Raw genomic sequence first — 17,900 nt, 5'->3', positions numbered from 1 at the left:
GCTGGCGTGCGCCTTACGGAGCTTTATCTAGAGATTGATCGGGTCAATGCTGTCCAGGACGCACTTCTTCATCACGAATTCTAAACTGCAAGATGTCAGATAACGAAAAGCCTGTACCCATCTACATTCACTGAGACTGCTCACCCGAAATACCCCAGCACGTCAATAAGCGTCCGGGCGTAATCGTCAGGCTTGATGCCCCGCTTCTGAATCTTGATCGACGGCGGGAAGGTGGTCACTTCCGTCTTGTGCGGGAACTTCTTGAGACCGCCCGCGTCGTAGTCAAGGGCTTTGTAAGCGAAGGTAATCTGCAGGTCGGTCATGGTCTCGCCGATGCTCAGCACCCGGCGAGCCAGTGCGGTGAGGCGTAGCTTGGCGAGATCGATGAAGTTCTGGACTTCACTGCTGGGCGGGCCGTACTTCTTGCGAAGATCGCGCTCGACCCGGCTGATGGCCTGCAAGGTCCGCGCCTCCGAGAGCCGCCCGTAGGTGCTGATGCGCGCGTCCTCGTCGCGACCGAAATAATCGGCGTCGAGACGGGCATTGATGGGGAGGTCGATGCTGACGCTCGGCGGGGCCTTGAGCGGCTCGCCCTTGAGCTTGGCCACCGCCTCGGCCAGCAGCTCGGTGTACACGTCGATGCTGACCGCCTGCACGTGCCCGTGCTGCTCCTCACCGAGAATATTACCCACCCCGCGAATTTCCATATCCTTCTCAGCCAGCAGGTGGCCACTGCCCAGGTCTTGTAAGTCGGCGATGGCCCACAGCCGCCGTGAGGCATTTTCGGTCATGCGCGGCGGGAAGAACAGATACGCGTAGGCGTCGGTGCTGCGCCGCCCCACCCGGCCCCTAAGCTGGTAGAGCTGCGCTAAGCCCAGTCGGTCGGCCCGCTCGATCAGGATGGTGTTGGCCTCGGGAATATCCAGCCCGGTCTCGACGATGGTGGTCGAGAGCAGCACGTCGAAAGCCCCCTCCTCGAAGCCGAGCATGATCTCCTCGAGTTCCTCCTCGTTCATGCGCCCGTGCGCCACGCCGATGCGGGCTTCCGGCACCAAATTGCGCAGGTACAGGCTGCGCGCGCCGATAGAGGCGATGCGGTCGTGAATGTAGAAGACCTTGCCGCCGCGCTCGATCTCCGAGACGATGGCGTCGCGCACCGTCACCGGGTCGAAGGGCGCGAGAATCGTCTGAATCGGTTTGCGACCCCTGGGCGGCGTCTGAATGCTGGACATGTCGCGCAACCCCACCATGCTCATGTAGAGGGTGCGCGGAATCGGAGTGGCCGACAGCGCCAGGGTGTCCACCGCCTTGACGCCCTCGGGAATCTCGATCTTGCCGTCCTTGCTGATCTCCGGCATCCCGCGCAGCGCCCGCAGCTTTTCCTTTTGCGAGACGCCGAAGCGGTGCTCCTCGTCCACGATGATCAATCCCAGGTTCTTGAACACGATGTCGCTGCTCAGCAATCGGTGGGTGCCGATAATAATGTCCACCTTGCCCGACGCCAGATCGCCCAGAATCGCCTTGGCCTGCTTGTCGCCGGTAAAGCGTGACAGTCCCTCGACCCGCACCGGCAGGTCCTTGAAGCGCTCCACGAAGGTGGAGGTGTGCTGCTCGGCCAGCAGGGTGGTCGGCACGAGGACCGCCACCTGCATCCCCCCACCCACCACCCGGTGGGCGGCCCGCAGCGCGACTTCCGTCTTGCCGAAGCCCACGTCGCCGGAGATCAGGCGGTCAGCCGGGTTGGGCGCTTCGAGGTCCTTAAGGGTTTCCTTGAGGGCCGTCTTCTGGTCAACGGTCAGCTCGAACTCGAAATTGTCCGCGATCTGCGCGTCCCACTCGGCGTTGGGCGCGAAGCTGTTGCCGGGCGTGACCTGCCGGGCGGCGTACTGCACCAGCAGCTTGCCCGCCACTTCCTCGGCGTTTTTCTTGGCGCGCTCTTTGGCCTTGGCCCAGGCGCTCTTGTCGAGGCTCGACAGCGCGGGCGGATCGTCGGTGGTGCCGGGGTGGCGGCGCAGGGTGGGCAGCAGCTCAATCGGCACGGCCAGGGCCGCCTCGTTTTTGTAGCTGATATTGAGGTAATCGCGGGTGACACCCAGCACCGTACGGGTCTGGAGACCCTGAAACTGACCGATGCCGTGCTCGGGGTGAATCAGGTAGTCGCCCACCGCCAGCCCCAGCGCGTCGGTAACGGGTTTGCCGCTGAGTTTCTTACCGCGCAGCGCCGAGCCGCCTTGAAAGCCGTAGATCAGGTCCTCGGTCAGCACCACCATACGGGCCTGCTCCAACACGAAGCCGCCCTCGCCGCTGGAGCGCAAAAAACCCAGCTCGCCCGCGTCCAGGCGCGGCAACTTCAGCCAGTGCGGCTCCTTGTTGCCCAATAGCTTCTCGGCCAGGTAGGTGGCGGTACGCTCATGCCGGACCAGCAGCAGCACCCGGTAGCCCGCCGCCCGCCACTCGTCCACGTCCGTCGCCAGCTCACCGAGTCGGGCACGGTAGTACGGCAGCGTCACCAGATCAAGGCTAAAGTCTTCCAGAATCAGCGGAGCCCGGCCAAAGCTGGTTACCTCGCGCGTCAGCAGGTGCGCCCACAGCAGATCGGTGACGGGGCCGAGCGCACTGGCGTAGAACTCGGGTGCGTCGAGAAAAACCCGTCCCGGCAGCAGTTCTAGGCGGGTGGCGTCCCACTTGGTTTCGCTGAGGTAGCCGTCGGTGGGCGCGAGCGAGTAGCGCGTCAGCTTGCCGCCGGGCAGGCCATCGTCGCTCAGCTCGCGCAGGGTGTCGAGTTCGTCGCCGAAGAACTCGGCCCGCAGCGCAGGGAGCTGGCCTTCCTGGGAGTGCGTCGTCAGGTACAGATCGAGCGTGTCGCCGCGTAGAATGAAGCCCAGCTCGTCGAGCCGCCCGTCGATCAAGCGCGGGTAGCCGAGCTGCTCGAGCCGCAAAAGGAGCGCTTCACGCGGGTACTGGCGGCCCACCGCGAAGGTGATGGCATGGTCCTCGGGCCGGGCCGGGAAAAGGTCCATCGCCGTCTGAATGTCCATCACGACGTGCTCGCGCTTCTCGTCCCACTCGCGCAGACCAGGGTTGACGCTGAGGGGCGCGCCGAGCTGACCAGCGTCCTGATAAAGCGGCAAGCGGTCCGGGGTGGTCAACAGCACGCAGGGGCCGCTGTGGGCCGTGAAAAGAGCGGCGCGGGCCACCTGCGGCAGCAGCAGCACATTGCCTGGCGGTGCGCTCGGCAGCAATTTGGACAGCGAGGGGACAGCGACAGTCATCCGGTCAGTTTACCGTCTGGGAAGGGGGGAAAATGTCTGTGTAAAGGCGGAAACAAGGCGGGCGGGGCAGGTCCAGGGATCCGGACGGCGCACTCAAAATCGGCCTTGCCGGGTCAACTGCCCTCGGCGGATTTGCTATGCTCAATCCTGCGTCACCGGGGGTGCCGACTGCGCTGATATCAGCGGAGCCCGGCTGAGATCACACCCCAGGAACCTGAACCGGGTCATACCGGCGGAGGGAGCGTGACTGCCGACCCGCCTTCCGGCTGCCTTGCCGTGGGCGCGGCGGCACCGCTTCTCCTCTGACGCCAGAGGGGATTTTTTATGTTCAAATTGAATGCCAGTGTTCTAAGTCTCTTTCTGGTCGGCGGCCTCGCCAGCGCCGCCCCCGCCACCCTCACCGTCATTACCCACGACAGCTTCGACCTCGACAAGAAACTGATCGCCAGCTTCGAGGCCCAGAACAACGTCAAGGTGCGCCTGATCAAGGGTGGCGACGCGGGCGAGCTGTTGGGCCGCCTGATTCTGACCAGAGCCAACCCCCTGGCGGACGTGGTGTACGGTCTGGACAACACTCTGGCTCCCCGCGCCGCCGCCGCCGGACTGCTCGACGCCTACAAGAGTCCGGCGCTGAGCAGGGTGCCCGCCGCCGAGCGGCTCGACGCCTTCAACCTGAACACGGTCGATACCGGCTATGTGGCCTTCAACTACGACCGCGCCTGGTTCCAGAAGGCGGGCCTGGCGCTGCCCAAGACCCTCGACGACCTCAAGTCGCCCACCTATGCCAAGCTGACGGTGGTCGCCTCGCCCGCGACCAGCAGCCCCGGCCTGGCCTTTTTGCTGGCGAGCGTCAACTTCTACGGTCAGGCGGGGGCCATGCAGTGGTGGAAAGCCGCGCGGGCGGGCGGGATGAAGGTCACGCGCGGCTGGAGCGATGCGTACGACAAAGAATTTAGCCGCAACGGCGGCAAGTACCCGATTGTCCTGAGTTACGCCAGCAGCCCCGCCGCCGAGGTCGCCTACGCCGAAGGGTACGACCCCAAGAAGCTTCCGGCCCAGTCGCCCACCGGCAACCTGCTGCTGCCGGGCAGCACCTTTCTGCAACTCGAAGGCGTGGGCGTCCTGAAAGGCACCAAGCAGCCCGCGCTGGCCCACAAGTTCGTGGATTTCATGCTCTCAGAGCCGGTGCAGGCCGACTTCCCCACCCGTATGTGGGTGTACCCGGCGGTGCAGGGCGTCAAGCTCGATCCGGTGTTTCAGTTTGCCCAGGTGCCGCAGGGCGTCAAGGCACTCACACCGGTCAATACCCAGGCCGTGGTGGACGTGTGGGTACGCGAGGTGCTGCGGGCGCGGTAACCAAGCGGGTCAGGCCGGTTTGCGGGCGTCCAGAATGATCGAGGCGAAACCCAGCGGCCCCCGGCCCGCCCGGTACTCGGCGTTGCGGTGATCGAGCCGAGCCGAGCGGTACACCGGGCCAGCTTCGGGCGACCACGGCTGAGCATGAAAGCGCCCGCTGGGGTCGTGGTATTCCAGCAGGACGACTTCGAAGCCTGCCTGAGTGAACACTTCGGCGAACGTCCGGGCGTCATAGACGATCTGGTGATCGGCGGCGGGGTGGCCGGCCGGGCCGGGGCCGCCCACCTGCACGGTGCGCTGATATTCGGGGTCGGGGAAATGGGCGTCGGGCACGGCCACCCGCAGCACGCCGCCGGGCTGAAGATAGCGCCAGCACAGACGGGCGGCGGCCTGACCCTGCGGCAAGCTCAGGTGCTCCCAGACGTGCTCGCACAAAAAGGCGTCGGCCAATTCGGTCCCGAAGAAGCGGGCGAAACTGGCGCGGTCGGTCAGGTCGAGCTGCTCACGCTGGGTGGCTCTCCAGCCGTCCCAGGTCTGCTCACCCGCGCCCAGGATGATGCGCCCACCCATTTACCAGTTCCCGTCCAGGCTCAGTCGCACCGCTCCGGCCAGCGATTGCCCCGGCGAGAGCACCTTCATGTCGCTGCCCGCCACCTCACGCGCCGCCAGATTGAAAGCGTCGGTGGCGTGCGAGACGGGTTCCAGGGCCAGCGAACCGTCAGGAGCAGTGAACAAAACGAGGTGTGAGAACACGTTGTCGGCGGTGAGGGTCAGAGAACGTGTGGGCCAGCTCAGCCGCGCTGTGCCGTCCCAGGAGGCGAACACCGCGTCGATCTGGCTCTCCCCCACCGGGCGGGCCGCGCCGAAATCAAGGTCTGTAGGAATGGCCTGCGAACTGCCCAGCGGCAGGCTGTTCTCGTCGGTCGGATACCAGCCGCCCGCTGCGAACTGTACGTCCGGCTGCTGGCCGTCTTGCAGGCGCTGGAAGTACGGGTGCAGGCCCATCCCGGCGGGCATCGGCTCACCCGAAACGTTGGTCAGCATCAGCGAGATATCGCAGTGCGGGCCATGCAGGAGGTATTCCAGGCGGGCGGTGAAGGCCCAGGGCCAGTTCATGTCGGCGAATTCCCGGCTGTCGAAGTCGCAGCGCAGGTGGGTATCGCTGCCCCGCTCGACCTGCCAGGGCCGGTTGCGCACGTCGCCGTGCTGAACGAGCTTACTGCCGGGTTTGGGCCGTAACTCAACCGTGCGCCCCGCGAACTCGAAGCGGGCGTCACGGATGCGGTTGCTGTAAGGCATCAGCGGAAAGCAGCCGGTGTCGCTGCTGCTCTTGACGGTGCTGGGGGCCACGGGTCGGAGGACCGGGCGGCCCGAGGCGGCGCCGAGGTTGAGGATGCTGGCCCCCCATTCCGGCGCAATTTCGAGCATCCAGGATTCGTTCCGGACGGTGACGGACTTCACGGCTTGGTCACCGCAGGACGGCTGCTGACCGCGTGGTGAATCAGGATACCCGCCGCCACGCCCGCGTTCAGGCTCTGCACCTGGCCCCTGACGACAATGCTGACAAGTTCGTCGCACTTCTCGCGCACCAGGCGGCGCATCCCCTCTCCCTCCGCGCCGATGACCAGCGCCAGGCGGCGGTCATAGTCCAGGCGGCGCAGATCGGTAGCGGCCTCGCCCGCCGCGCCGTAAATCCAGACGTTGTCTTCCTTGAGCTGGTCGATCAGGCGCGGCAGATTCTTGGTTTGGGCCACCGGCAGGTAACTGGTGGCTCCGGCGGCGGCCTTGGCAACCACCGGCGAGAGCGGGGCGCTACGGCGTTCCTCGACGACCACGCCGTGCGCGCCCAGCACCTCGGCGCTGCGGATGATCGCGCCGAAGTTGCGCGGGTCGGTGATGCCGTCGAGCAGAATGATCAGGAGTTGCTCGCCCTTTTCGTCGGCGCGGTCCAGAATGTCGTCCACCGTCGCCCATTCCAGGTCTTCGATTTCGGCCAGCACACCCTGGTGCTGGGTGGTTCCGGCGAGTTGATCGAGTTCGATGCGGGGCGCGAATTTGAGGCGCACATCGAAGGTCTTGAGTTCGCGCACGAAGGCTTCCTCAATGCCCTTGGCGACCAGAAGTTCGGAAACGCGCCCGCCTTGCAGGGCTTCGAGCACGGGATTGCGGCCATAGAGAAGCATACGGAGAAGTCTAGCGCGGCGCAAAGGCGTTCGCTCTGGCGCAAAGCCCGCCGCCGCTTTTACTTCACAGGCGTCAGCACTGCGCCCGTGCAGGTGTAGGTGCCGCCCGCAGCAGGCGTACAGTTGCTGAGGCTGACATTGAATTTGGCTGCTGACGCTGCATTGGGCGTGGTCGCGATAGTGGCCGTCGTGGCCGATTTAGGGAGGGCCGTGACACCGCCGCGAATCGGCACGTTGGCAAACACTTTGTTGGCGAAGACGAGACGGGTGATGCTGACGTATTGCAGCGGATAATCGAAGAAGAAGGTAACTTTGACCGGCAGATTTTTGTAGACACTGAAGCCGAAAGAGCTACTTGTGGAAGACTCGCCACTGCTCAATACAGCTTGGTTAGGGGAGTATTCCTTACCGTCAGGATCAACCAGCTTAAAATAGTTGAAATAGAAATAAACCGACGATTTTTCAGAAGCGCCCGTGTAGGTATAATCGGCAGTACATTTCACGGTCTTCGTATCCGATTTTGTATTGACACGAATACAATTGTTGAGGTTGTAGCTCGCAGGCCCGTCCTGCCAGGTTTGAGCAATACCGCTTACTCCATTCAGCGCTAAAACTGTAGCAGCCAGAACGATAAACTTTTTCACCGACTGAGTTTATCCAAAGACTGCACTTTCAGTCTTAATCTAATGGACCTATGCCCGCTCCCTTCTCCCCCGCCCACTTCGACGCCAATCCGGTCGAGCTGGCCCGCAACCTGCTCGGCGCGACCTTGCGCCGCACGCTACCAGACGGGCGCGTTCTCGCGGGCCGCATCGTGGAGGTCGAGGCCTACGACTGCCCACGCGACCCGAGCTGCACGGCGGGAAGATTTCACCACATCAAGACGCTGGAACTGGAAGCAGCACCGGGCCGGTTCGTGTTCTGGGTGGCCTACGGACATCCGCTGCTGCAAATCGCCTGCCGCGCCGAGGGCATTCCCGCCAGCGTGCTGATCCGGGCGCTGGAACCGCTGGAAGGTGTGGACGCCATGTTGGAACACCGCCCGGTGGTCAGCGAACGCAACTTGCTGAGCGGCCCGGCCAAGCTGGTGCAGGCACTGGCGCTCCCCCCCGAGCAGTTCCGGGGCCAGCCAGTCAACGGCGCGGCGCTGTGCTTGCTGCCTGGCGTGCCATTAAGCGACGATCAGGTGACCGTCACGGCGCGGGTGGGCATCGCGGCGGGGCGCAACCTGCCATGGCGCTTTTTTGAGACGGGCAGCAAATGGTTGTCGAGTGGGCTGCCGAGTATGGACTTGGCGACGAGCAACACTTAGCTGCGCGCCTCCACTTCCTCCTGGGCCTGTCCCCAGTCCTCCATACGGGCCAGCAACTGGGCTTCGAGTTCGGCAGCCTGATGGCCCAGGGCGGCGAAATCGGCGTCTGGGGCGGCGTGGGCCAGGGCGCTCTGGGCCGCTTCGAGCTGGGCTTCGAGCTGGGCCACCTCAGCTTCCAACCGCTCCACCTCACGCTTGAGATGCCACAATCCCTTGCCTTTGGGTCCAGCCGGATTTTGCCTCACGGGCACGGCTTTGGCTTCCTGCACCTTCTCGGCGGGGCGGTGCTTCTCGCGGTAATACTGCCAGCCGCCGGGGTACTCGTAAAACTGCCCATCCTCGATCAGCCAGATGCGGTCGGCCAGATGCTCGATCAGGCGGCGGTCGTGGCTGACCATCAGCAGCGTGCCGGAAAAGTCGTCGAGCGCGCCTTCCAGACTTTCAAGCATCTCCATGTCGAGGTGGTTGGTCGGCTCGTCGAGAATCAGAAAATTGTGGTCTTCCTGGGCCAGCTTCAGCAGCGCCAGCCGCGCCCGCTCGCCGCCCGACAGCACCTTGACCGATTTGTCGTGGCTGAGGTAGGGAAACATGTAAGTGCCGAGCAGGTCATGGGCCTCAGCGTCCTTCTCAACGTACTCGCGGGCCTCGTGATACAAGGTGCTGTCCTCGTCCACACCACGCAGTTGCTGATCGTAGTAGCCCACCGTGACCCTGGCCCCGGTGCGGCTCTCGCCCCTGGCATCGTCGCTGGGCGAGAGGCCCAGCAGCACCCGCAGAAAGGTGGTTTTCCCGGCTCCGTTGCGGCCAATCAGCGCCACCCGTTCGCCGTGGCGGATCTGCACCTGCACGTTCTCGAAGAGGGTTCGCCCGGCGATGCGCTTGGTCAGGTGCTTCGCGTCGAGCACGATATCGCCGCTGGGCGGCGCATGAAAGAGAATGCGGGCGGTGCGCTCGGCGCGGGGCGGGGCGGTCGCCGCCGACTTTTTCAAGCGTTCCAGGCGGGTTTCCATGCTGCTGGCGCGGCGGGCCAGCTTGGACATCCCCAGGCCCCAGATCTTCATGCGGGCCGCCGACTCGGAAAGGGCAGCGACCTTGCGGGCGTCCTGCTCGGCGCGCAGGCGCTGGCGTTCGAGTTCCTCGTCGAGCAGGGTGCGGAACGCCGTGTAGCTGGCCGGATACACCTTGACCTCGCCGCGCCACAGGTGGGCCGTTTCATTGGTGGCCGCGTCCAGAAAGGCCCGGTCGTGGCTGATCACTAGCAGCGCGCCGGGGTAGCGCGACAAGAAACCCTCCAGCCACTCCACCATCACGATGTCGAGGTGGTTGGTCGGCTCGTCGAGCAGCAGCACATCGGGATTCTCGACGATCAAGGCGGCCAGGCCCAGGCGCGTGCGCTCGCCGCCCGAGAGCCGGGCCGTCTCGTCTTGTTCGCGGCCCCGGAACCCGAAGGCCAGCGTCACGGCGTCCTTGCGCGCCCGGCGCTCGAAGCCGCCCCGGCGGGCGTAGTGTTCGAGCAACTCGGCGTGGTGCTCGATGCTCTCGGGTGTGCCGGTGTGCATGTTTGCGGCGGCGGCAGCAAGTTCGGCCTCCAGCGCGTCGAGTTCGTGAAAGGCCGCTTCCATCACGCCCTCCACCGTGCTGCCCGGCGCAAAACTGGGGTCCTGAGTGAGGTTGCCCACCCGCACCCCCGGAAACACCCGGATGGTCCCGGCGTCGGCCTTCTCCGCGCCCAGCAGGAGCCGCAGCAGGGTGCTCTTGCCCGCGCCGTTGCGGCCCACCAGCCCGATGCGGTCACCGGGGTTGATCTGCAGGGTCACATGGGTAAGGACCGGCTGAGCGCCGTAATCTTTTTGTACGTCTTCCAGGGCCAGCAGCACGCGACCGAGTATGACACGAGGCGATCGCCTGCGGGGCCGGGAGCATGCCCCTCACCTCTCTCAAACGCCGGGAGGACACGCCGCCCGCTACACTACTCGGGTGCGTTTGTCGAATTTTCTACTTTGTGCACTGGTTTGTGGACTGACCCTGACGCTCGGTGTCGCCAGGGCCGCACCCTCGGTGCTGCGCGAGGTCGGCGGCAGCGTGGAGCAGCGCCGCGCCGTCTGGCAGCTGGCCGCCGTAGGCGAGACGGTTGAGCAGGCGCTGCGGGTTGGCGCAGGCCGCGCCACTTTGCAAAGCGGCGGCGGCCAGGTACTGATCGCCAGCGACTCGGCGCTGCGCATCTACCAGAACGAGCCGGATTTGCAAACCGGGAAGTTCTATCTCAGCGGCCAGCTCAGCTTCTTCTCGCAGAGCGTCCACCTCGCCAGTGACGGGCGGGTACGCCTGGACCTGCGCGCGCCGACCCGGCGGCTGGCGATTATCGCGGGCACGGCGCGGCTGGCAGTGGGCAGCCGGGTCCTCACCCTCAAGGCCGGGGAGCAGTACGACTTTGCCACCAAGCGGATCACGCCGTTTGCCGAGCGCGACGCCTGGTACGACTCGCGCTTCGTCGGCGAGGGCGAGGCGGTGGTGCAGGCCGTCAAGGGGCCGGTGACGATCCAGTCGGTGACCACCCAGGCAAGTCCGGCGCACAACGCGGCTGTAGACGAGCGCCTGCAATCGGGCCAGCAACTGAATACCGGCCCGAACGCTTTTGCCGAGGTCGGTTTTACCGGGGGCGGTTACCTGCGGCTGCAACCCCAGAGCGCCCTAAGCGTCCTGAGTGTCGACAGGGTGCTCTCGCAAGAAGGCAAAGGCCAGCGTGAGATCACCTTGCAGCTCACACGCGGCAGCGCCTGGAACGTGGTTGCCAAGCGCCAGGGCGGTTACGAGATCACCACTCCTACCGTCACGGCGGCGGTGCGCGGCACCATCTTCCGGGTGGACGAGAACGGACTGGTCAAGGTGTTCGAGGGGCAGGTGGCGCTGCCCAGTGGTGTGGGTCTACAGCTCGATCAGGGTCAGCAACTCAGCGGCGACATGGTGCAGGCGCTTGTTCTGGACGCTTCCGACCGGGTCAATCAAGCGCTCGACCGCCAGCGCGCTGCGCCCACCCGACTGGACCTGACCCTGGCTCCCACCGCGTCCGAGTTGAGCCTGACAGTTCGCAGCCAGCCCAACACCCGGCTCAGTGTGAAGGTAGCTGGTCAGGACTTCCCGCTGACCCAGAGCGCCGAGGGTGTTTTCAGCTTGCAGGCGCTCAAAAACCGGTTGCCCGAGGGCCGCTACGACCTGACGTTGACGGCCCGGCGGCCCGGCAGCAGCACCAGTCTGAAACGCAACGTGCTGATCGACCGCAGTCCGCCGGTGGTGAGCCGGGTGTCTGTGCTTCGGCTGGGCCGTACCGTGCGCCTGACAGGTCAGGTGACCGACCGCTCGCCCAGCGTGCAGCTGAGCGCCGAGGTAAACGGGCGCGTGTATACCCGCACCCTGCACCTGCCGCAGCAGGCCCGCTTCGACTGGCTGCTGCCGCTGCCGGAGCCGGGCGCGGTGATCAAGCTGAGCGCCGCCGACGCGGCGGGCAATGCGGGCGCAGCCATGGAGTACGGCGCGGTGGGTTATGGCGCGCCCTGAGCAGCAGTGGTGGCCCGTCGCCGCGCTGCTGGCCGCGCTCCTCGCCTCGCTGCTGCTGCTGGCGTTTCCGCAGCAGAAGTTGGCACTGCAAGACCTGCTCAACCGCAGCCTGCCCGCGCCGCCCGACGCCCGCGTGGTGGTGGTCGGCATCGACGACGTGAGCCTACGCGACTACGGCACCCTGACCAGCTGGAACCGCGAACTGTACGCCCGCGCGCTGACGACGCTGCGTCAGGCCGGAGCGCGGGCGGTGGGGATCGACGTGCTGTTCGATTCACCTGCACCCGGCGACGCGGCGCTGGCACAATCCGTCAGCTGGCCCGGCACGGTGCTGGCGAGTACGCCTCAGCTGCCGCAGGGACCGCGCCCCTGGAACACCGTGTACGGCGTCGCCAGCCTGAATCTGGAGAGCGGCGCGGTGCGGAGTTTCCAGACGGCCTACCGCAGCGTGGACGGGCGACTGTGGCCCAGCTTCAGCGCCCAGCTCGCGCGGCTGGCCGGGGTGCCCAGGCCGCTGAACACTGAGCGCCAGATTCTGCGCTTCGTGGCCCCCGATGCCAGTCGCCTGCCGGTCTTGTCGTTTCGCGACGTGGTGACGGGGAACGTGCGCTTCTCGGATCTCCAGAACAAGATCGTGCTGATTGGCCTGACCGCCAGCGCCTCGCCGGACACCACCTTCCCCGATGCGCGCCGCGCTGTGGTGCCCGGAGTGGAGTTGCAGGCACGGGCGGTGACCTCGCTGCTGGCCGAGCCGCTCAGGCCAGTGGCGCTGTGGTTCTCGCTGCTGATCTGCGCGGCGCTGGCGGCGCTGGCGGTGTGGGCAGGCGGACTGTGGGGCTTCGGGCTGGCGCTGCTGGGCCTGGGCCTGAGCGCGCCGCTGTATTCGGCAGGCTGGCTGTTTCCCGGGGTCATGGCCTCGCTCTCGGCCATCGTGGGCACGGCCTTCGTCGCCGCCGAGCGGGTGCTGACGCTGCGTCGCCTCGGCACCCTCGATCCGCTGACCGGGCTGGGCAACCGCCTGGCCTTTACCCGCGCCGCCGAGCACCGCTGGGCGAGCCGCGCCGTACGCCCGCTGGGCCTGCTGCTGATCGACCTGGGAGGCTTTCGGCGGGTCAACGAGGTCTACGGACGGGCAGCAGGCGACCAGGTGCTGCGCGAGGTGGCGGCGGCGCTGCGGCTGGGGCGCACCCGCCGCGAACTGGTGTTTCGCTGGGGGGCCGACGAGTTCGCCCTGCTGGTCGAGGCCCACAGCCGTGAGCCACAGGGCGAACTGACCCGGCTGGTCGAGCACCTCCAGAGTACCTTCAGCGATTTGCGCTACCGCGACATTGCTCTGCGGATCAGTGTGGGCCAGGCCGTCAGCACCCCGCAGATGACCCAGGCTGCCGAACTGATCGAGCAGGCGTCGCGCGACCGCTACCGCATGAAGTACCGCTTGGAGCAGCGCTAGACCAGTTCAGATCCCGCCCGTGTCGATCAGGTCCTTGGCGCGCTGAACGTGCGTCTCCAGATCGCCGCCCTCCACCGCCACCTGATCGGTCACGTCCACGCCGTCCACCTTGACCCAGCCCTGCGGGCCATCGTCGCGGCCACCCCAGGACGACGGCAGCGCCACGTCAGCTTGATCGGCTTCGATTGTCCGGCCTTTGTAGTCGAGTTTCATGGCTTCAGCCTAACGCCGGGGGCGGCAGCAACCTGAAGCCGTGGGCTTGGCGTTCCGTTTATGTTACGGCCCCGCGCCGAGGCCGGTATACTGCCTTAATGAACTCGACTGCGTCCACGTCTGTGAATGCGCCGCCCGTGCCGGGGGCCGGTGGGGTGGTGCTGCGCGGCGACGCGGCCCGGCCCGAGGCGCTGCTGGTGCGCTACCGCGAGAGCGGCACCTGGGGCTTTCCCAAGGGGCATCTGGAAGCGGGCGAAACGCCCCAACAGGCCGCCGTGCGCGAGGTGCAGGAGGAAACCGGCGTGCGCGCGCAGATCGTGGCGGCGCTGCCCGACACCAGCTATACCAACAACCGGGGCGAGGCCCGCCATATCACCTGGTTCATGATGAGCGCCGAGGCGGGTGACACCGAACTCGAAGACACCTTCAGCGGGGGCGGCTTTTTTGACATTACCGAGGCGTCCACCCGGCTCAGCTTCGCCGAGGACCGCGCCCTGCTGGACCAAGCCCTGACGCTCTGGAGAGAGAACCGATGACCCACTATGCCCTCGGCGCCTTGACGCCGGACATTCATGCCACCGCCTTCACTGCGCACAGCGCCGACCTGATCGGGCAGGTGACGGTGGGCGCGCAAGCCTCGGTGTGGTTCGGCGCGGTGCTGCGCGGCGATATGGAAGCCGTCATCGTGGGCGCAGGCAGCAACGTGCAAGACGGCGCAGTGCTGCATACCGACCCCGGCTTTCCCTGCACCCTCGGCGAGAACGTGACAGTGGGCCACCGCGCCGTCGTTCACGGCGCGACCTGCGAGGACGGCAGCCTGGTGGGCATGGGGGCGGTGATGCTCAACGGCAGTCGCCTGGGCCGGGGCGCGGTGCTGGGGGCCGGAGCGCTGCTGCCCGAGGGCCGCGCGGTGCCCGACGGCATGCTGGCTGTGGGTGTCCCGGCCAAGGTCATCAAGCCGGTGGCAGGCATGGACAACGCCCGGCATTACATTGCCAACGCCGAGCGCTACCGCGCCGGGCTGAGGATCGTTGGGCCGTCCGGGGAGAGGCCGTGAGCCGTCCACCGGACCCGGGCAACGGCGAGGGCAAGGACTCCAGGCGGCGGCCACCTTCCCGCGCTTCCGAGAACCGAAAGGCCGAGCTCGGCAACCCATTCCCTGCAGAAAGTTCCCCGGCGGACCGTCCCAGCCCCGAGAAACCCAGCCCTGATCACTCCGGCTCAGACAACACCGACGCCGACAACCAGCTCTCCGGGCTGCTCGACGGCCTGAGCCTGCCGGAGCAGTTTCTGGCGGCAGGCGCGGTGGAGGTGAGCGACGCCGAGGAGAGCAGCACCCCGGTCAGCGTTCCCAGGCCCGGTGAGATTCATCTGGTCGCTGCACCGCAGGAATCGCTGACCCAGCTTCCCGTTGACCAAGCGCCCGTAACCCAGCCCGCAGTTCACCAACCCACGGTTGATCAAGCCCCAGTGGCCCAGCCAGCCGCCTCCCCCACCGCTTCTGGTTTGCCGGGCGGGCCGATGGTCACGCAGCTCAGCCCGATGTTCGCGGGAGCCACACCGTTTCTGGCGCGCTTCCTGCCGGCTGTGACGCCCAGCCACACCGGCATCCAGAGTGGATTTTGCAATCTGCACGATTTCCTGCGCTTCCTGCACGACCAGAACTGGTACGGCTTCTTGCACGCAGGGCTGGGCGAGCAGGCCGCCTACGTGCTGGTCTACGAGGGCCGCACCGTCGCGGCGGCGGGCCTGAGCAGCACCGGCGAGCAGGCGCTGGGCGAGTTGCTGCACCTCTACGACCAGGGCGCGCCGCTCTCGGCCTACCCGCTGGACAAGCACCTGGCCCACATCCTCAGCGGGGTGGGCAGCCGGGCCTGGAAATTTAACCTCACCGACGATTTCACCGGGCTGCACTCGCGCCCCGGCGAGGCCGTCTTCTACGATCAGGGTCAGGTCGTGGCGACGCTGCCAGCCGGACTGTCGTATGAGGGGGCCTTTCCCGCACCGCTACGCCCGCAGACCCTCATCTTGCCGCGCAGCCTGGCGGGCTGGGCGCATCACGGCTACGTGGCGACCCTGCGCGGGCGCGACGCCGTGAACGCCATCACCACGGCTCACCAGGGCTTTCGCGCCCGCTACGGCCAGGAGGGGTTGACCTTTCAGAAGGCCCTCATCGACGGCCTGACGCCCGCCGAGTTCGCCCTGCGCCGCGACGTGGCCCTGCACGACTTGGAGGCGCTGCTCAAAGAGCTGATCAGCGCCGGATACCTGAAAGACGACTGAGCCGTGCCGAACCGCTTTGTTCCTATCACGCTCGCCATCGAATCGGCTACGCCCGCTCTGGCGCTGGGCCTGCTGACGCCGCAGGGCGAATTCAGCTGGCGACGCGAGGTCGGGCGCGCCCACGCCGAGCAGCTTCCCAGCGCCCTCAGAGCGCTGCTGGAGGAAGCCGAACTCCGCCCGGGCCAGCTTGAGCGGCTGATCGTCGGCACCGGGCCGGGCTCGTATACCGGGGTGCGGGTGGGGGCCAGCTACGCGCTCGGGCTGGGCCGAGCCTGCGGCGCACCGGTGCTGGGCGTCGGCACCCTGGAGAGCCTGATCGATGCGCAGCAGGACGGCATGCAGGCCGTGTCGCTCGACGCCCGCAAGGAGCAGCTCTACGGCGCAGTCTACCGGGTGGTCGGCGGCGTGGTCGTGGAGACTCGGGTTCCGGCCGCCAAGTATCCACACGCCGAATTCGCGGTGAAGGTCGGCGACTTTCTGTGGCGGCAGGACGCCGAACCCGACGCCCTGGCGCTGGCCCGCGCCGGGCTGGCGCACGGCCAGCGCGAGTGGCAGTTGCAGTATCTGTGACGGCCCCTTCGCCCGGCGGCCCGGTTCTGATGAGGCGGTGAGTATGCTGCGCCTTTCACTCACGTTGCACACGGTAGAATCACAGGTGTGATGTTGCGCCGCCTCGCCCTGATTCTCGCTGTCGCGCTGGTGGCGCTGCTGCTGTTTGTCGTTTTCGGTCCGGCGCTCTACGGTCCGGCGCTGCTCTCCCGGCTGGGCGGCGCGTACCAGATTTCAGCGGCGTCGGTCAGCGGCCCGCTGTGGAACCTCTCCGCGCGGCAGCTCAAGGTGCAGGGGCCGGGCGTCGACGTCAGGGCCGCGAACGGGCGCGTCAGTCTGGGCGGCTTTGATCCGGCCACCCGCACAGCGCGGCTGAATGCGGCGCTCAGCGGCGGCGTGGTCGATGTAAATCTCAAGGCTCTGCTGGGCAAGTCCAGCTCTAGCACGTCCTCCGGCTCCGGCCTGCCACTGGGCCTCAAGGTATTGCCCGGCAACCTCGACATCGAGGACGTGCGCATCAATCTCGATGGCCAGGGCGTGGGCGTGCCCAACGGGCGCTTCCGCGTGACGGGCCGCAGCACCGCGCCGGGCAGCGGGCTGATCGGGGTGCAGGGACAGACTGCCTACGGCAACGCCAGCGCCGCGCTGCACTATGCAGAATCGGGCGGCCAGCTGCGGGCCTGGGCCGACTTCGATGCCGACGCCCGGCTGATCAACGCCTACTGGAAACCCGGCGGCGTCACGGCGGGCCGGATTCAGGGACAGTACCGTCTCGTCAGCGGCGTGCTGGCAGGCGATTTCAAACTGAGCGGTGGGGCCGCCGAGGTGCCGCAGGCGCGGTTCGTCGCGCTCGATTCGCTGGCGGGGCGCTTTACCCAGCGCGGCAGTGTCATTCAGGGGCAGCTCGGTGGACGGGGACTGGGCGGCCCGGTGACGGCGCAGGCCAGCGTGGACCTCAAGGCCCGGCACTTCGACATCACGGCTCAGGCCAGCCCGATCCTCACGGTGCTGGGCAAGTCGCTGAAGCTGCCCGCCAGCGGAGATGCCCGTCTCACGGCGCGGGTCAGCGGCTGGACCGATGTGAAGGTCAGCGCCGACATCAGCAGCCTCCAGGGTCAGTTCGCCAGCGTGCCGTACCAGGGTCTGAGCGCCGCTTACAAGTTCGAGTCGCAGCTTCAGCACAAGAAGTCGCTTGTCCTGAGCAACACCTTGGGCTTTCAGGTCAACTCCCGACTGCTTGGGGAACGCCAGCAGCTCGCCGGAACCTGGACCTTCAACAAGACTGGCCGCCTGAGCCTGATGGGCGAACTGGCCCGCAAACCGCTGAACCTGACGGGCCAGATCGACGCCCGCAACCGGCTGACCGTTCAGGGCCAGGGCCTCGGCGGGCCGGTGCAGGCCAGCTATCAGCTCCGGGAGCGCGAGCTGAGCGCCACGCTGCGCCCCAACGTCTACAACCTGACCGGTGAACTGTCGGTCCAGGGCCGCGTCAATGACCTGGCGCTGGGTGCCCGCCGACTCAAGGTGGGGCCACTCGTTTTAGACGGGCAGGGACAGCTGGACGAGGACGGTCTGCGGGCCAGCCTGACGGCGAACAGCGGCGGCAGGCTCCAGATAGACACCAGCCACAAGTTCGTCGGCACCTGGCAGGCCAATGGGCTGAAGCTGGCGGGCATCTCGGCCAGCGGCAGCGGTACGGTCAATCTCGTCAAAGGGCTGGCTGGGCA

Annotated in this window: 15 protein-coding genes, 1 pseudogene and 1 riboswitch; of the genes and pseudogenes, 9 read left to right on the top strand and 7 right to left on the bottom strand. The window is 66.7% G+C overall.

Going from position 1 to position 17,900, the window contains the following annotated elements; translation table 11 throughout:
• Positions 1-140: 140 nt before the first annotated feature.
• Positions 141-3,272 carry a DEAD/DEAH box helicase gene (locus tag GUI70_RS18425; protein ID WP_161883779.1) on the bottom strand — a complete coding sequence of 1,044 codons (3,132 nt, stop codon included), beginning with the start codon at positions 3,270-3,272 and terminating at the stop codon, positions 141-143.
• Between the two features lie 147 nt (positions 3,273-3,419).
• Positions 3,420-3,531, top strand: a riboswitch (TPP riboswitch).
• 65 nt (positions 3,532-3,596) lie between these two features.
• Between GUI70_RS18425 and GUI70_RS18420 the strand changes: the two genes are divergently transcribed.
• Positions 3,597-4,628, top strand: a complete 1,032-nt coding sequence (locus GUI70_RS18420) for a thiamine ABC transporter substrate-binding protein (RefSeq protein WP_161883778.1) — start codon at positions 3,597-3,599, stop codon at positions 4,626-4,628.
• Between the two features lie 9 nt (positions 4,629-4,637).
• Here GUI70_RS18420 and GUI70_RS18415 read toward each other — a convergent pair whose 3' ends face one another.
• The 4 genes from GUI70_RS18415 to GUI70_RS18400 are packed head-to-tail and all read right to left on the bottom strand — an operon-like array spanning position 4,638 to position 7,455.
• Positions 4,638-5,198, bottom strand: coding sequence for a class I SAM-dependent methyltransferase (locus tag GUI70_RS18415; RefSeq protein ID WP_161883777.1), 561 nt, complete (start codon positions 5,196-5,198; stop codon positions 4,638-4,640).
• Positions 5,199-6,089, bottom strand: coding sequence for an aldose 1-epimerase (locus GUI70_RS18410; protein ID WP_272952900.1), 891 nt, complete (start codon positions 6,087-6,089; stop codon positions 5,199-5,201).
• Positions 6,086-6,811, bottom strand: a complete 726-nt coding sequence (gene rlmB / locus GUI70_RS18405; protein ID WP_161883776.1) for a 23S rRNA (guanosine(2251)-2'-O)-methyltransferase RlmB — start codon at positions 6,809-6,811, stop codon at positions 6,086-6,088. Before rlmB ends, GUI70_RS18410 begins: the two co-directional genes overlap by 4 nt.
• Positions 6,812-6,870: 59 nt before the next feature.
• The gene (locus GUI70_RS18400; RefSeq protein WP_161883775.1) at positions 6,871-7,455 is read right to left on the bottom strand and encodes a hypothetical protein; all 585 of its coding nucleotides are present in this window, start codon (positions 7,453-7,455) and stop codon (positions 6,871-6,873) included.
• A gap of 50 nt (positions 7,456-7,505) precedes the next feature.
• Here GUI70_RS18400 and GUI70_RS18395 point away from each other — a divergent pair, with 50 nt between their 5' ends.
• The gene (locus tag GUI70_RS18395; protein WP_161883774.1) at positions 7,506-8,123 is read left to right on the top strand and encodes a DNA-3-methyladenine glycosylase; all 618 of its coding nucleotides are present in this window, start codon (positions 7,506-7,508) and stop codon (positions 8,121-8,123) included.
• Here the strand turns inward: GUI70_RS18395 and abc-f are convergent.
• Positions 8,120-10,000 carry a ribosomal protection-like ABC-F family protein gene (gene abc-f / locus GUI70_RS18390; RefSeq protein WP_161883773.1) on the bottom strand — a complete coding sequence of 627 codons (1,881 nt, stop codon included), beginning with the start codon at positions 9,998-10,000 and terminating at the stop codon, positions 8,120-8,122. The genes GUI70_RS18395 and abc-f overlap by 4 nt on opposite strands.
• Positions 10,001-10,100: 100 nt before the next feature.
• On the opposite strand from abc-f, the gene GUI70_RS18385 reads away from it, so the two are divergent.
• Together GUI70_RS18385 and GUI70_RS18380 are read left to right on the top strand one after the other, a co-directional pair.
• Positions 10,101-11,678 carry a FecR family protein gene (locus GUI70_RS18385; protein ID WP_161883772.1) on the top strand — a complete coding sequence of 526 codons (1,578 nt, stop codon included), beginning with the start codon at positions 10,101-10,103 and terminating at the stop codon, positions 11,676-11,678.
• On the top strand, positions 11,665-13,128 hold the full coding sequence (locus tag GUI70_RS18380; RefSeq protein WP_161883771.1) for a CHASE2 domain-containing protein: 1,464 nt from the start codon (positions 11,665-11,667) through the stop codon (positions 13,126-13,128). The genes GUI70_RS18385 and GUI70_RS18380 overlap by 14 nt, the downstream gene beginning before the upstream one ends.
• Positions 13,129-13,134: 6 nt before the next feature.
• On the opposite strand, the gene GUI70_RS18375 is transcribed toward GUI70_RS18380, so the two are convergent.
• Positions 13,135-13,341 (bottom strand): hypothetical protein, encoded by a 207-nt coding sequence (locus tag GUI70_RS18375; protein ID WP_161883770.1) that lies wholly within the window; start codon positions 13,339-13,341, stop codon positions 13,135-13,137.
• Positions 13,342-13,439: 98 nt separating this feature from the next.
• On the opposite strand from GUI70_RS18375, the gene GUI70_RS18370 reads away from it, so the two are divergent.
• The 5 genes and pseudogenes from GUI70_RS18370 to GUI70_RS18350 all read left to right on the top strand — a co-directional run.
• Positions 13,440-13,877, top strand: coding sequence for an NUDIX hydrolase (locus GUI70_RS18370; RefSeq protein ID WP_161883769.1), 438 nt, complete (start codon positions 13,440-13,442; stop codon positions 13,875-13,877).
• Positions 13,874-14,398, top strand: coding sequence for a gamma carbonic anhydrase family protein (locus GUI70_RS18365; protein WP_161883768.1), 525 nt, complete (start codon positions 13,874-13,876; stop codon positions 14,396-14,398). Before GUI70_RS18370 ends, GUI70_RS18365 begins: the two co-directional genes overlap by 4 nt.
• Entirely contained in the window at positions 14,395-15,624 is a 1,230-nt protein-coding gene (locus GUI70_RS24505; RefSeq protein WP_237725026.1) for a hypothetical protein, read from the top strand. Before GUI70_RS18365 ends, GUI70_RS24505 begins: the two co-directional genes overlap by 4 nt.
• A 3-nt stretch (positions 15,625-15,627) precedes the next feature.
• Positions 15,628-16,194 (top strand): tRNA (adenosine(37)-N6)-threonylcarbamoyltransferase complex dimerization subunit type 1 TsaB, encoded by a 567-nt coding sequence (gene tsaB / locus GUI70_RS18355; RefSeq protein ID WP_237725025.1) that lies wholly within the window; start codon positions 15,628-15,630, stop codon positions 16,192-16,194.
• A gap of 90 nt (positions 16,195-16,284) precedes the next feature.
• Positions 16,285-17,900 (top strand): annotated as a pseudogene (locus tag GUI70_RS18350) (hypothetical protein); the annotation flags it as partial.

It is taken from the genome of Deinococcus alpinitundrae, from assembly GCF_009982895.1.
In the GTDB taxonomy this organism is placed as follows: Bacteria; Deinococcota; Deinococci; order Deinococcales; family Deinococcaceae; genus Deinococcus; species Deinococcus alpinitundrae.
The sequence above is the reverse complement of the archived record's forward strand: the minus strand, read 5'-3'. Positions and strand labels throughout refer to the sequence as shown.